At 70.5% G+C, this 14,093-nt stretch carries 15 protein-coding genes; 8 read left to right on the top strand and 7 right to left on the bottom strand.

All coding sequences use genetic code 11. The annotated features are described in order from the left end of the window. Window positions 1–6: 6 nt before the first annotated feature. From AB0O15_RS37580 to AB0O15_RS37595, 4 genes are read left to right on the top strand one after another with little or no spacing between them, the layout of a single operon-like run. Window positions 7–453 (top strand): alpha/beta hydrolase fold domain-containing protein, encoded by a 447-nt coding sequence (locus AB0O15_RS37580; protein ID WP_364329280.1) that lies wholly within the window; start codon window positions 7–9, stop codon window positions 451–453. Between the two features lie 5 nt (window positions 454–458). Beyond that, window positions 459–671 (top strand): alpha/beta hydrolase fold domain-containing protein, encoded by a 213-nt coding sequence (locus tag AB0O15_RS37585; protein ID WP_364329283.1) that lies wholly within the window; start codon window positions 459–461, stop codon window positions 669–671. Continuing rightward, window positions 668–1,126, top strand: coding sequence for a hypothetical protein (locus AB0O15_RS37590; RefSeq protein WP_364329286.1), 459 nt, complete (start codon window positions 668–670; stop codon window positions 1,124–1,126). The genes AB0O15_RS37585 and AB0O15_RS37590 overlap by 4 nt, the downstream gene beginning before the upstream one ends. After that, window positions 1,123–2,025 carry an MsnO8 family LLM class oxidoreductase gene (locus tag AB0O15_RS37595; protein ID WP_364329289.1) on the top strand — a complete coding sequence of 301 codons (903 nt, stop codon included), beginning with the start codon at window positions 1,123–1,125 and terminating at the stop codon, window positions 2,023–2,025. Before AB0O15_RS37590 ends, AB0O15_RS37595 begins: the two co-directional genes overlap by 4 nt. Before the next feature lie 14 nt (window positions 2,026–2,039). Here AB0O15_RS37595 and AB0O15_RS37600 read toward each other — a convergent pair whose 3' ends face one another. Then, window positions 2,040–4,835 (bottom strand): BTAD domain-containing putative transcriptional regulator, encoded by a 2,796-nt coding sequence (locus AB0O15_RS37600; RefSeq protein ID WP_364329292.1) that lies wholly within the window; start codon window positions 4,833–4,835, stop codon window positions 2,040–2,042. A gap of 293 nt (window positions 4,836–5,128) precedes the next feature. On the opposite strand from AB0O15_RS37600, the gene AB0O15_RS37605 reads away from it, so the two are divergent. Continuing rightward, on the top strand, window positions 5,129–6,319 hold the full coding sequence (locus AB0O15_RS37605) for a hypothetical protein (protein WP_364329295.1): 1,191 nt from the start codon (window positions 5,129–5,131) through the stop codon (window positions 6,317–6,319). A 124-nt stretch (window positions 6,320–6,443) separates the two neighbouring features. Here AB0O15_RS37605 and AB0O15_RS37610 read toward each other — a convergent pair whose 3' ends face one another. Next, complete coding sequence (locus AB0O15_RS37610; RefSeq protein ID WP_364329298.1) at window positions 6,444–7,472, bottom strand: alpha/beta hydrolase-fold protein; 1,029 nt, start codon at window positions 7,470–7,472, stop codon at window positions 6,444–6,446. A gap of 51 nt (window positions 7,473–7,523) precedes the next feature. Beyond that, entirely contained in the window at window positions 7,524–8,093 is a 570-nt protein-coding gene (locus AB0O15_RS37615) for a TetR/AcrR family transcriptional regulator (RefSeq protein ID WP_364329301.1), read from the bottom strand. 84 nt (window positions 8,094–8,177) lie between these two features. Between AB0O15_RS37615 and AB0O15_RS37620 the strand changes: the two genes are divergently transcribed. After that, window positions 8,178–8,885, top strand: coding sequence for an alpha/beta hydrolase (locus AB0O15_RS37620; RefSeq protein ID WP_364329304.1), 708 nt, complete (start codon window positions 8,178–8,180; stop codon window positions 8,883–8,885). A gap of 57 nt (window positions 8,886–8,942) precedes the next feature. Here the strand turns inward: AB0O15_RS37620 and AB0O15_RS37625 are convergent, their stop codons facing one another. The 4 genes from AB0O15_RS37625 to AB0O15_RS37640 all read right to left on the bottom strand — a co-directional run bounded on the left by AB0O15_RS37625 (window position 8,943) and on the right by AB0O15_RS37640 (window position 11,873). Beyond that, window positions 8,943–9,329 carry a hypothetical protein gene (locus AB0O15_RS37625; protein WP_364329307.1) on the bottom strand — a complete coding sequence of 129 codons (387 nt, stop codon included), beginning with the start codon at window positions 9,327–9,329 and terminating at the stop codon, window positions 8,943–8,945. A gap of 166 nt (window positions 9,330–9,495) precedes the next feature. Further along, complete coding sequence (locus AB0O15_RS37630; protein ID WP_364329310.1) at window positions 9,496–9,795, bottom strand: hypothetical protein; 300 nt, start codon at window positions 9,793–9,795, stop codon at window positions 9,496–9,498. Further along, on the bottom strand, window positions 9,792–10,739 hold the full coding sequence (locus AB0O15_RS37635; protein ID WP_364329313.1) for a YhjD/YihY/BrkB family envelope integrity protein: 948 nt from the start codon (window positions 10,737–10,739) through the stop codon (window positions 9,792–9,794). Before AB0O15_RS37635 ends, AB0O15_RS37630 begins: the two co-directional genes overlap by 4 nt. 396 nt (window positions 10,740–11,135) lie before the next feature. Next, complete coding sequence (locus tag AB0O15_RS37640) at window positions 11,136–11,873, bottom strand: cyclase family protein (protein WP_364329316.1); 738 nt, start codon at window positions 11,871–11,873, stop codon at window positions 11,136–11,138. A 402-nt stretch (window positions 11,874–12,275) separates the two neighbouring features. Here AB0O15_RS37640 and AB0O15_RS37645 point away from each other — a divergent pair, with 402 nt between their 5' ends. Together AB0O15_RS37645 and AB0O15_RS37650 are read left to right on the top strand one after the other, a co-directional pair. Further along, the gene (locus AB0O15_RS37645; protein WP_364329319.1) at window positions 12,276–12,896 is read left to right on the top strand and encodes a GNAT family N-acetyltransferase; all 621 of its coding nucleotides are present in this window, start codon (window positions 12,276–12,278) and stop codon (window positions 12,894–12,896) included. A 619-nt stretch (window positions 12,897–13,515) separates the two neighbouring features. Further along, a complete protein-coding gene (locus AB0O15_RS37650; protein ID WP_364329322.1) occupies window positions 13,516–14,085 on the top strand; it encodes a transposase in 570 nt (189 codons plus the stop codon). Window positions 14,086–14,093: the final 8 nt, after the last annotated feature.

Here is a 14,093-nt window from a genome sequence, read left to right on the forward strand (position 1 = left end):
TCTCCGATGCCGACAGCACCCCACTCCGGCCGCGGGATCACCCCGCACACCCGCCGGATCCGGGTCCCAGGCCATCCGGTCGCCGTGCCCGTCCGCGTTCTGGAGCCCCCTGGGGAACGCGCCGGGTGGCTGGTCTGGGCCCACGGTGGTAGCTGGCGCGGCGGCTCGGCGCGGGCGTGGCATCACGCCTGCGCCGAGCTCGCCGGGGTGGCCGGCGTGACCGTGGTCAGCGTCGACTACCGCCTGGCGCCCACCCACCGGCACCCGGCCGCGCTGCTGGACGTGCTGACCGTCCTCTCCTTTGCGCAGGAGGCCGCGGCCGCCGACGGCAGCACGCGGCCTGGAGCGCCTACCGCGGCGCCGGCCCGCACGTCTCCTCCGGGCTCGGCGGCACTCCGGCTCACGACCGCTTCCCGGCTCTCTACAGCACGCCGGCGGAGGCGGCCGACCTGACCGGCGTGGCCCCGGCCGTACTTGCCGTCGGCGCCCTCGACCCGGTCCTCGACGACGTCCGCGGCTACCGGCAGCGCCTGGCCGACGCCGGCGTGCCCGTGCACTATCGCGAACTGCCCGGCACCGCCCACGGCGCCTTTCTCGCGCCTGGGCCCTCACTGCGCGTCTTTCTCGGCCACGCCCTCGCCGGCGTCCTCCAGCAAGGAAGGGTGACATGAACCCGTTCGACGCGCTCGTGCGCCACTTCGCCGATCTGCGCGACGGCACCCACGGCACCGCCACCGACCGGGCGGGCAAGGAGACACTCTTCGCCGCCGCGGTGCGACATCTCGACCCGGTGGCCGCCGGGGTCCTGGAGGAGGTCAACCGTCATCTGCTGCTCGGCACCGGGGAGATCGCCGCAACCGGCCTGCGGAGCGACCCGGGCGGCCTGATCGCACAGTGGACCGTGAGCTGGCCCGAGCAGCGCGCCACCGGCCTTCCTCCGTTGGCCCTCATCGCGCACTACGGGCAGGGTTTTCACCACCCGCACCTGCGGGGCGTCACCGTCAAGGATTGGCCGTTCAACGTCTTCTCCGCGGAGGACGCCGCGACCCAGGCTCCGACGCTGTTCCAGCGCGACTTCCGGATAGTGCCGGTCACCGCCCGCGGCCGGTCGGAGATCCACTCGTGAGTGTCGCCCTGTCCGTCCTGGACCAATCGCCGGTCGCGCACGATCGGGACACCGCCCGGGCGGTACGGGACACGGTGCGGCTCGCCCGTGCCGTCGACGACCTCGGCTACCGCCGGTTCTGGGTGGCCGAACATCACAACAGCGCGACCTTCGCCGGCGCCGCCCCGGTCGTGCTGGCCGCCACGCTGCTGGAGAACACGAAGCAGATGCGGATCGGCACCGGCGGCGTCCTGCTGCCCCGGCACGACCCGGCCCACGTCGCCGAGACGTTCCATCTGCTGGCCGACCTGCATCCAGGACGCGTCGACCTGGGCATCGGGCGGGCCGGCGGACCGGCCGCCACCTTTCCGGCCAAGGTGGACCTGCTGCGGCGGACGCTGGCTCAGCTACGTGCCGGCCGGTCTTCGGGCAGCGGGCCCGCGTTGTGGCTGCTGGGCAGCGGCACCGTCGCCGCCGAACTGGCCGGCGAGCAGGGCATCGACTACTGCTTCGGCCACTTCCTCAGCCCTGCCGCCGCCGGTCCGGCCCTGGCCGCCTACACCGCCCGGTCGGTGCGGCGGCCCACGCTGGCCGTCCGGGTCTTCGTCAGCCCCAACGGTCGCCGGGCCGGCGTGCTGGCCGCGGACTATCTGCTGTGGCGGGCCCGCAAGGATCTGGGCGCCAACGAGCCGTTGCCGTGCGAGGGAGAAGCCGACCGGCACCCCTGGACGGCAGCCGAGCGGATCCACGCGGCTCACGACGCGGGGGCGATCGTGGTGGGTGACCCGGCCGAGGTCGGCGTACGCCTCACCGAGCTCGCGGCCGCGCACGGCGTCGAGGAGGTCGTCGTCAACACGCTCGCGCCCGACCTCGCCGACCGCATCCGCACCTACGAGCTCCTGGTCGAGGCGATGCCATGAGCCTGGCGAGAACGTCAGCCGCTGATTTTCAACCTGTGGTCGGGTGCGCCGACCCGGTCGTCGAGCCGGCGCAGCGACTCCCGGACACCGGAGACGCTCAGGTGGTCGAGCGCCGTCAGCAGTCGTTCCGCCTCCGTCCACGCGAGGCGCGCCTCGGCGGGCTGCCCGGCCGCGAGGTGGGTGTCACCGAGGTGTGCCAGCAGTTCGGCAACGAAGTAGTCGTGGTCCAGGGTGCGGGCCAACGTGATGCCGCGCTGGTAGCAGTCGATGGCCTCGGTGTGGTGGCCGAGGTGGTGGTGGGCGTATCCGAGGCTGTCCCAGGTGCTGGTGGCGCCGTGCAGGTCGCCGTCCGCCTCGAAGATCTCCAGCGCCTGCCGGCAGTGCGACAAGGTGTGCTCGAACTCGCCGAGCATCGCGTGGTACCACCCGATCGCGTTCAGCGCCTCGGCCTGGCCGGCTCGGTCGTCGGTGCCGGCGAAGAGCGCCAAGGACTGCCGGGCGTGGTCGAGGGCGATCGCCGGCTGCTCCTGCTGACCCCACAGCCACGCGAGGTGGTGCTGGGTGCGCGCCTGGCCGATGTGGTCGCCCGCGGTCGTGAAGAGCTCCAGCGCGCGCTTCAGGTTGTCGTCGGCCTCGACGTAGCGGCCGAGCTTGGTGTCGGCCTGGGACAGGTTGCGGTGCCCGTACGCGCTCGCCCGCGGCTCGCCGAGGCGGCCGGCGCACTCGATGGCGGTCTGCCAGGCCTCGAGCTGATCGTGCAGGTGGCCCTTCCGCGACGAATAGGTGTCCAGCGACCAGGCGAGCTGCCAGGCCGGCCGGTCGAGCCCCGTCGCGGCGGCCTGCCGTAACGCGGCCAGCAGGACGGCATGGTGTTCGCCGTGCCAGGCCATCGCGGCGGCGAGGTCCTCGAGCCGCTCCGGGCGCGCGCCGTCGGCCGGCTCGCCGAGCGGCAGCGCGATGGGTTCGCGGGCCGGGTTGAGCAGGCGATCCGCTGCGTACGCGGTGTGCGTGTAGTGGTCGAGCAGGCGGACCGTGGCCGACCGGCGGGCATCCTCCGCATCGTCGCGCCGGGCGAGTTCGGCGGCGTACTCGCGCAGCAGGTCGTGCAGGCTGAAGCGGCCGGGCGCGTGCTCGGTCACCAGGCTGGCCCGGGCCAGCTCGCGCACGGGCGCGCGAATGTCCCGCCCGGCCAGGCTCGCCAGCGCCGGGACGTCGATCTCGGGTCCGACGGCCAGCCCGAGCAGCCGGAACAAGCCGGCGGCGGCATCGCTCAGGGCCGCGTACGACCAGGAGAGCACCGCCCGGACGTCACCGGCCGGATCGCCGACCTCCAACGCGGTCAGCCGGTCACTGGCCTCACCGAGCTCGGCGGCGAGCGCGCTCAGCGGAAAATTCGTCTGCCGGGTACGGGCCACAGCGATGCTCAACGCCAGCGGCAGCCGGGCACACGCGGTGATGACCTGATCGAGAGCATCACGCTGCGCGACGACCCCCGGGCCGAGCCGATTGGTCAGCAGCTCCTCGGCCTCCACCCGGGACAGCAGGCCCAGAGGTACGGAGGACGCGCCGGCGGCCAGCAGCCCGGTGAGCTGAGCCCGGCTGGTCACCACGACGACAACGCTGGCCGTACCCGGTAGCAACGGGCGGACCTGCTCGACGTCGCGCGCGTTGTCCAGCACCATGAGTAACCGCCGACCGGCCACCACGCTGCGGTACAGGGCCACCTGCGCGTCGAGCGTGGCCGGCACGCGCTCGGGTGCGACGCCGAGCGCGTCGAGCAGCCCGCGGAGCGCCTCCTGCGGGGAGACGACCCGTCCGGTGGGGTCGAAGCCGCGCAGGCTCATGAAGATCTGGCCGTCCGGGAAGCGGGACCGCACCGCGTGGGACCAGTGCACGGCCAGGGCGGTCTTGCCCACCCCGGCGGTGCCGGACACCACCGCGACGGCCAGCTCCTTCTCGGCGAGCAGATTGTCCAGGGTGTGCAGCGCCAAGGTACGGCCGGCGAAGCCCGGAACATCCGCCGGCAGCTGGGCCGGCACGACAACGGGGGCCGCCACCTCGGCCGCCTCCCGCGGCGCCACCGGTTCCCCGCGCAGGATGGCCTGGTGGAGGGCCTGCAGCGTGGCGCTGGGGTCGACGCCCAGCTCGTCGGCGAGCCGGCGGCGGAACTCGGCGTAGTACGCCAGCGCGTCGGCCGGCCGACCGGCGGTCGCGTAGGCCCGAATCACCACGTCGGCCAACGGCTCCGTCAGCGGGTGATCACCCGCGAGCTCGGCCAGCGGTCCGAGCACCGCGAGCGGGTTACCGGCGCGCAGCTCGACGAGGCCCCAAGCCACCGAAGCGGCGAGGTGCTGCTCCCCGTACGCATAACGGCAGCTTTCCACCCATCGCCCGGTCAGCCCCTCGAGCGGCTCGCCCCGCCACCAGCCGCGGGCCGTGCGGAGCAGGGTCAGCGCGGTGGACGGGTCGGCGTCGCGGGCGCGGCGGATGTGGTCGGCGAACCGGTGGGCGTCGACCCGTTCGGGCGCGAGATCGAGCACGTAGCCGCTGGAGCGGCGCAGCAGATGGGCCGGTGGCGTGCCCGCGGCCGAGGCCAGCACCCGCCGAAGGTGTGTGATGTGCACCTGCAGGACCCGGGCTGCCGTCGGCGGCGGTTCGTCCCACACCCGCGCGACCAGCGTCTCGATGGTGACCGGGCGACCCGCGTCGACCGCCAGGGCCGCCAGGGTGTGCCGTCGCTGCGGTGGACCGAGCTCGACCGACCGGCCGGCGGCCCAGATCTCCACCGGGCCCAGCAGGCGGACCTCCACCGCGATCTCCCGTCCTCGAACGCACACGCGACGGCAGGCCGACGCTTTCCGCGGACCAGCCTCACATCCGCCGGCCTCGGCGACAACATTTCATTAACGGTACGGGACCACACTCACTGTCACGATGGTCGAGCCGGCCACCGGAAGGCGATACGGAGGAACCGCGGACGGGCCCGGGCCATGTAATACGGGGGTGGCCCGGTCCTGTTCCCGGCACTTTCGTACCATCGGAGGCGCCACAGATCGATCGATATGCTGGCGACATAGGACCATGCTTTCGCGAGCCTCAGCTCATGCGTAAATATCTCGCCCTGCCTCTCGCCGCGGCCGTCGCGGTCCTCGGCCTGTCCGCGCCCGCGCAGGCCGCACCGGCCGACCGGCCACAGGAGCTGATCGCCCACCTCGAGCACCTGCTGCCCGCCGATTACGAACAACGGATAGCCGCCTTCGATCGCCGGCTCGGCATCGACGACGACCTGTCCGACGTGGCACAGGCCGTCCTGAACCCCGACGATGATGAATGCGGGTCCACCCCGCTCGAGGACTGGCTCGCCACGACCATCGCCGGCTGGACCGACGAGGACCGGCTCGGTGCTTCGATTCTGCTTCTCTTCAACACCCCGATGTACGACGCGCTGTTCTTCCCGGAGCCCGAGCACCAGCGCTTCTTCGGGCTCGACGGCGAGGACACGACGGTGTTGCGGCGCACCTTCCCGGCCCTGAAAGGGTTCTGGGACATCGATGCGTCCGGCATCGAGATGTTGCCGGCACACGGCAACGCCATGCTCGACACGACCCGGACGGCGCGCGTGCTGCAGGTGGTGTTCGGCTCGTCTCCGGAGGAGGCGCGGGAAGCGGCGGAGGCGGTCCGTGAGCTGGCCGGGCTGCCCGTCTACGACAACGGCGACGCGCCCATCTTCACGTTCAACGCGTTCGCGTACTCCCCGGAGGGTGTGGAGGTCCCCGGCGTCGGTCTGCCCACCGACAAGATCGTCGTGGGTGACGGGGTGCTGGCCGGCTTCCGGAGCGTCGGCCTGGGCGACGTGGCGCCGCAGGCCATCCTCGGCCACGAGTTCGGCCACCACATCCAGTACCAGCAAGGCCTGCGCGACAGCGACCTGCCCGCTCCGGAGGCGACCCGGCGTACCGAGCTGATGGCCGACTCCTTCAGCTCGTACTTCCTGGCCCACAGACGCGGCGCGACCATGCGGTGGATCCGCATCAAGCACTTCATCGAGGCGTTCGGCAACATCGGCGACTGCAACTTCGACAGCCCGAACCACCACGGCACCCCGAATCAGCGCACCCGCGCCGCGGAGTGGGGCACGCTGATGGGCGTGCTGGCGTTGCCGCCGTTCTACCGCGTCCTACCGAGCCCGACGCTGGCCGCCTACTTCGACCAGGCGCTGCCTCGCATGGTTGCCCCCGACGCTCCGCCGCAGGTCGAGCTGACGCCGGCCGAGAAGACCGCCGGCCGAATCTGATCCACCGGGTGCACGAGCCGGTCCCCGGTCGCGCGGGGGCCGGCTCAGCTACGCATAGCCGTCGACGCGCGACGGCCGCAACCGCCGCGGGCCGGGCGGCCAGGCGTCGCCGCCGGGCCGCCGCTCAGGCCGCCAGGCGCTGTGCCAGCCAGGCGATCGCCTGCGGGTAGCGGTAGTCGATGGCGCCGTGGCCGGCCGGGAAAAGCTCGAAGTGGACGCGGTCGGCCTCGACGCCGATGCGCTCCAGGCCGTCGCGGAAGGCAGTGGCGCCGAGGTCCAGGTACCACTCGTCGCGGGTGCCGGCGTCGATCCAGATCGCCCGCTGGGAACGCAGCGCGTCGGCATACCGGTCGATCATCCGGACCGGGTCCCAGGCCAGCCACCGGTCCCACAGCTCCGGGATCAGCTCGCCCGAACTCGGGTCGAAGGGCAGCCGCGGGGTGCCGTCCGGATCCGCCGAGTAGGCGGCCGAGCACCCGAGGGCCAGCAGCAGCGGGATGTCGTGCTCCTTGGACAGCGCCGGCCGGTCGTGGAAGTCGGCCCACCACTTCTGGATGTCGTGGTCGTACTCCCGCAGCGCCCGCGCGGCCTTGCCGAACTCGCCGATGTAACTGTGCTCGTACAGGGTGTCGCCGGCATGCGTGGCCAGTGCGCCGAACAGGTCCGGCCGCAGCATCGGAGTGATCATCGCGCCGAAGCCGCCGGACGACTTCCCGGCGACGGCCCGCCCGGACGGCGCCGCAATCGTCCGGAAATGCTGATCGACCCACGGCACGACCTCGTCGCACAGGTACGAGTGGTAGGCGCCGATGCCGGGCGAGTCGACGAACTGCGATCCCCCGTACGCCGTCCACGCGTCGACGAACACGACCACGCACCCGGGTGCCTCACCCCGGGCGAAGACACCGTCGACCGCCTCGGTGACCGTCGGCCGGAACGGCGTCCGGTTGGCCCACATCGTCACCTGCCCGGCGTAGCCCTGCAGCACGAAGACGGCCGGGTAACGCCGGTCGCCCGACGTGTCGTAGCCGGGCGGTGTATAGACCCACAGCGGCCGCACATGCGGGTCACCGAGCGGATTTCCCCGCAGCAGCACGGAGTCGATCTGCTCCCGGTGCAGGTGGCCGGCGAGCTCTTCAGCGAACGGTGTCATGCCCTCTCGACGTGCCGGGACAGCCAGGGTTCACGAGAGGGTACGACGAACCTACGCGATCCCGGTCCGCAGGCCGGCGATCAGCAGCCCGACCAGCCGGCGGGCGTCGTACCGGGGTCGGTTGCCGCCGGCGCAGAGGCCGCCCACGCCGCGCATCAGCTCGACCGGGTCCTGGCCGGCGCGGATCTCGCCCGCGTCGGCGGCGGCCGTGAGCAGCCGGGCACAGACGGGTTCGAGCCGCTCGAGGAAGTAGGAGTGCAGCGGGTCGTAGCAGGGGTCGTCGGACTGCAGCACCGCGGCGAGCCCGAGTTTCGTCACGACGAAGCCGGTGAACTGATCGAACCACTTCTGCAGGGCCGCGTACGGCGAAGCGCAGCTCACCAAGAGCGCGGGACCCTCCTGGGCCAGTTCCTCGACCTGATGCCGGTAGACGGCGACGATCAGGTCGGCCCGGGCCGGGAAGTGCCGGTAGATCGTGGCCGTCCCGACGCCGGCCTCGGCGGCGATGTCGCGGATCGGCGCCTCGACGCCGGACCGGACGAAGACCGCGGCGGCCGCGTCGAGCAGGGCCTGCTCGTTGCGTCGTGCGTCGGCACGCTTCGGCTTCCCGGTGTCGCCCACCACACCCCGTCCTTAAACGGGACACTGTCCCGTATCGTCAAACGGGACAACGTCCCGCTTCTCCATCATGCCAGAGGAAGTCTCATGAGCACATACCTGCTGGTCCACGGCGCGTGGCACAGCGGCCGGGCCTGGGACCGGGTGACGCCGCTGCTGGCCGCGGCCGGGCACCGGGTCCTCGCGCCGTCGCTGACCGGCCACGGCGACACCGCGCACCTGCTGAGCCCGGAGGTGGGCCTCGAGACGTACGTCGACGACGTGGCCGGCCTGATCGTCGCCGAGGACCTGACCGATGTGATCCTCGTCGGGCACAGCTACGCCGGGCTGGTCATCTCGGCCGCCGCCAACCGGGTCCCCGGCCGCATCGGCCACCTGGTCTACCTCGACGCGATGGTCCCGGCCGACGGCGAGACCGCGACCGACGTCATGCCGATCACGCGCGTCCTGCTCGACCAGGCCGCGGCGTCCGAGGCGCCGTGGCGGGTCCCGCCGATGCCCGAGTGGCCGGCCCCGCTGGGCCTGTTCGGGGTCACCGACCCGGACGACGTCGCCTGGCTGCGCACGATGCTGGTCGACGAGCCGGCGCTCGCCTACGAGCAGCCGGTGCGTCTGGACGACCCGGCCGTGGCAACGATCCCGCGCACCCACATCCACTGCGTCGGCCACGAGATCGAGGGCATCACCCGGCGCCCGGCGCCGGACACCGACCGGGTGTGGGAGCTGCACAGCGGCCACGACTGCATGATCACCGTCCCGGACGAGCTCGCCGGGCTTCTCCTGAAGATCGGCTGACCAGCAACGCAGCGTCCGGCCACCGCAGAGGTAGCGGTGGCCGGACGCGTGTGACGGTCAGGGTTTGAGGACGACCTTCTCGCAGTTGTCCTGCTTGTTCTTGAAGATGTCGAAGCCGTGTTCGGCCTGGTCGAGCGGCAGGGTATGGGTGATGATCCGGGTCGGGTCGAGCTCGCCGCGTTCGATGCGTTGCAGCAGGGGTTTCATGTAGCGCTGGACGTGGCACTGCCCGGTGCGCAGGGTCGGTGACTGGTTCATCCAGGCGCCGGCGGGGAACTTGTCGAGCAGGCCGCCGTAGACGCCGATCACCGAGACCACGCCGCCGCTGCGGCACGACATGATGGCTTGGCGCAGCGCGTGCGGGCGGTCGGTTTCGGAGCGTACGGCTTGCTTGATCCGGTCGTACGCGGCGATGTGCGCGCTGACGGCTCGGCCATCTTCCACTCCTCGGCCCGGGCTTCGGTGCTGCCCTGAACGGCGGCGAGCACCTCCTGGTTCATCTGCTCGTCGACGCGCGGGCTGTGCTTGCTGTTCCCTCGTTCCATAGCCCCCGCGTCCCCGCGCGAGACCGGATTAAACGGTTTCAAGCGCAGGCGCCTCACTAGGACGGTCACCTTGGCCGGCGCGGCGACTCCCGTTTCCACCGCCGGGCGTCGCGTGGCGTGGCCGCCGCCACGCAGCGCGGGCAGAGGTAGCCGATCTCGTCCTCGGCGGTCAGCACATCGGTGGCTCGGAAGTCGAACGGCACGTGCGGAAAACGAAGCAGCCGGGTACGACTCAACGCCAGACCGCAGACGGTCTGGTTGGTGCCGGGCAGCCAGGCGTGCACCTCGCCGGCGGGGACCCGTCCGCCGTCCGGCCCGGACGCCTGGCTGGAGGCCGCCGTGGCCGCGCCTTTCACTCGTGTCATCGATCCACCCGGTCCGCCTGCCCGGACGTCGCCTTCCCGGACGCCGTCGCGGGCGGCGTTTCGCCGCCGCCCTCGGACGCGAGGTCGGCCGGGCGGCCGGTCGTGCTCGTCGCCGTGAGCGCCGCCGCGAACAGGACGAGCTGATTGACGGCGTTGAGGAACACCAGCAGCCCGACCGACCCGGCGACGAGGTGATATGTGGGATTGGCTTCGGTGCGCTGCACGTACAACCGCCCGAGGGTCTTGAGCAGTTCCAGACCCACGGCGACCAGCAGCGCCGGTCCCAGCACTCGGCGCAGCGGCATCCGCACCCGGGGCAGTCCGGTGAGCATGCCGGCGGCCAGCACCGTGTTCACCCCGAGGCCCAGCACGAGCCCGACCGTCGCCAGCACCCACCGCGACGAGCCGGTGTCGGTGTCCGCGGCGTCGACCAACCGGTTCGCGGCCACGGCGGTCACAAAGGCCACGGCGAGCGAGGCGGCCAGCAGAATGCCCAGTCCGGCCAGCACGACGAGATCGACGAGCACACGGACGACCAGCTTGCCCGGGTACTCGGGCAGCTGCCAGATCTTGCGGATCGACGAGCGCAACACGTCGACCCAGAACCATCCCGCGATCGGCAACCCGATGAACGCGATGACGCCGACCGTGTTCCGGGCTGAGCGCAACGTCAGGACGTCGACATGGGGCAGGTTCTCGGCGAAGTACCGTTCCACCGACCGCAGCACCGCCGGGTCGTCCAGGATGAACCCGAAGACCGCGACGCCGAGCAGTCCGAGCGAGAACGTGGCAAAGAACGAGTAGTAGGTCACGGCGGCGGCGAGCCGTCCGCCGTCGGCCGTGTCGTACCGCAGACCGGCCCGCACCACGTGGTCCAGCCAGCCGACGCGGCGCAGCCGCCGCCAGGCCGCCGCACCCGTCCGCACGAAACGCCGACCTGTCACGGCGACCGGATACCCCGCCGACCACCCGGTTACGCAAGACCTTCACTTCTGGCTCGCTCGGGCTGGCCCTCAACAGCTACGCCTGGCTGCCCTCGCGGTGGCGCCGCCGCCGGAGCGCTGCCGGCCGACCCGGGATGGGCGTTCGAGATGAAGTACGACGGACCTTGACGGGTTCCGCGATTCTCATCGGTGCTTTGAGCCGAATCGGTGTGCCGGTCGGACTGATTGCCGGAGAGTGCGTCGGGTTCGTTGGTAGCGGTCTCGAATGACGGCCGCGGTTGCGTCCGGTGAGCCGGCCGAGGGCTGCGAAGCCGTCGCCGGTGCCGTGGAGCTACGTAGTACCTGCGCACCAACCCCGCGGTAGTTTCCTGCGCGGAATGCTACGGCTGGAGCTCGTCAGAAGATCGCGACTGGGTTGACGGGAACTCCCGTCAACCCGTGGATGCGCGGCGGCGCGGCGACGAACATAAAGCTGTAGCGGCCGAGTTCCTCACAGACGGCAGCGAGTTCATCGGCGTCCACGGCGTCGATCAAGGGCATGCCCAGCCGGGGCAGGCCCACCCCGTGCATCGCCGAAGGGCGGCCCGGCTCCAGCGACGGATGGGAGTCCGAGAGGTCCCCGGCATAGACGGACATGCCGCGGGCGTGCATCCAGCGCACCGCATCGATGCTCATACCCGGCATAGGATTGCCGCGGTAGCGCGTCTTCACCCACCCGAACCGTACGACGAGCGCGTCACCCGACTCGAGCCGCACGCCGTAACGTTCCTCCGCGGCTTCGAGATCTTGCGACGTGACCGCGTGGTCCACAGGCACCGGCCCGTCGGCCGCGAGGTCGAGCAGGATCCCCCGGGTCACGATCCCAGCGGCGAAAGACGCGGTCGAACCTCGGACGACGCCGCCCATGGTGATGGCCTCGTTCACCGGACGGCCGGGATACACCTGACCGTCCTGCACGGCGTGCGACAACGCATCCAGGTGTGTCGACAAAATGTGGTGGTTGGTGACCAGCATGACGCCAGCGCCGGCCAACGTCGGACTCCCGGTGAACTGCATGATGTGCTGGACCGGTGACGCCTCAACCGTCTGCGGCCCGAACGGGCCACTGAAGACCGGCGCCGGCTGGATCGGCACAGCCAGAACTGCTCCGCAACCGCTCCGCGATGCCTGACGCCGCGCAATCTACACGGGCGCTTCCAGATTCAGGCCGCCGACAATCACCACACCAAGAAGAGCGGACAACTTCATGATCATCACATCGAGCACAATATCGGTCACGGAACGCACTTCAATACGCGCTGTTAAATCCATCGACCAACTACTCCGAGTGCTCTACCCGGTGGATCGGCGGCATCATTTCGCCGCATGATCGAGCGCCCTGTCATCGGCATGACCGTGCGTCCACCGCAGCCGTGCCGGCCGTACGCAGCGTGACGATCGGCCGGGGTGCCACGAGCACGGTCGGCGGCAAATCCGGATGCCCTCACCGATGAATTCCCATCGCGCCAGTTGCGGTTGCTGTGTGATGGTTGCCGGGTGCCCCAAGCGATTCTGCGCACCGACCGGTTGCTGCTAATCCCGTTGGCGGATCGGCATCTGGAGTTGGAGGTGCGGCTCGATGCCGATCCGGAAGTACTGCGATACATCTGGGGACGGGCACGGTCCAGGGACGAGGTGGTCGCCTCGCACGCGCAGCGGATGGCGCTGGCCGGCGTGGTGGATGGCTTGGGTTACTGGATGGCGTTCGGGTCAGATTCGGCAGTACCTGGCTCGGCGGCGCCGCGGAACGAGGAGGACGGTGAGTTCGTTGGGCTCATGATGCTTCCGCCGGCGCACGGTCCCGATCAACCTGATGACCCTACGATCACCGACCTGGGCTACCGGCTTGTTCGTCGCTACTGGCGGCAGGGCCTTGCCAGCGAAGCATCGCGCGTCCTGTTGCGATACGCCTTCGAGACTGTCGGACAGAACCGAGTGATCGCTCAGACCATGGCGGTGAATAGGGGCTCTCGGGGCGTCATGGAGAAGATCGGCATGCGGTACGTGCGCACATATTTCCCGTCCTGGGACGACCCGCTTCCGGGAGCCGATCTGGGCGAGGTCGAATATGAGATGACCCGAGCGACGTGGGCCACGAACCGTACCGCCTGCCGCTGATCCGGGCGTCGGCGAACGAGGCCGAAACTCTGCCGACACGGCCAAGCCGTGGCAACGCAACGTAACGTAACGATCGTCAGCGTCCGACGCGCCGGACTCGGCCGGGTAGCGACGGCGCATTGCTGCGCCGCCGCCCCCTCAGCCTTGATCCACCGACGCAGTCGGTGTTGGTTTGGTGTTGATCATTTCTGTATGGGGTGATCCGGCGGGCGTGCGGGAGTCGCCGATCGCGTGGTCGGCTTGCTCCGGGTGTGATTGTTCGGGGTTGGAATGACGATTGGGGCCTGTGGTGGGGTTGCCTGATTTCTGCGGGTGTGGGGGTGTCAGCCGGGCGTGGTGCTCACCGCGGCTCGCACGACGAGCTGATCGGAAGCGACGGCACAGGGCGCGGAAGCAGGAAAGGCAGCCATACCTCACCGTGTGCCACCAGCAGCGATGAACACCAGCACACCCGGAGCGGCATGAGAGATGACATGCATCGGCCGGTCACGGTCGGTGGGCTGAGTTGAGGTGTACGCCGTTCGGGGTCTTGACGGCCGGCGGTTTTGGGGGGCCTCCTCAGCTCAGACGCAGATTTCTGCGTTGGACATCGATGGTCACGGAGCTTGAGGAGGTCCCGATGGCAATCGTAGGCGGCCTGGACATCCACCGGAAGCAGCTGACATTCGACTGGGTCGACGAGCAGAACGACAAGTGGGAACGCGGCCGGATCGCCCCGGCCGACCGGGAACACCTGGCCGACTGGCTGACCCGGTTCGACCCGACCACGACAGGTTCGGTGGAGTTCGCGATGGAAGGCTGCACCGGCTGGCGATACATCGCCGAAGAAATGGACAAGGCCGGCGTGACCGCGCACCTGGCCGAGCCGGCCGACACGTCGGTGTTGCGGGGCCCGAAACGCCGGGCCAAGACCGACAAGGCCGACGCGAAACTGCTGCGCGAACTGCTGGCGGCGGGCCGACTGCCGGAGTGTTACATCCCGCCGTCGCAGGTCCTCGAGTGGCGGGCACTGCTCGAGCTCTACCAGGACCTACGGTCCCAGCACACCGGCTGGGCACAACGGATCCAGTCGGTGTGTTTCCACCAGGGCACCACCGCACCACGCCTCCCAGTAGTTTCCGGCCCAGAAACAACAGCAGCGCTCGTCACGAGTGGTGCTGAAGGTGTCGGTCAGCTACCCGTTGCCTGACATCGCGA

Source organism: Actinoplanes sp. NPDC089786 (genome assembly GCF_040684855.1).
In the GTDB taxonomy this organism is placed as follows: domain Bacteria; phylum Actinomycetota; class Actinomycetes; order Mycobacteriales; family Micromonosporaceae; genus Actinoplanes.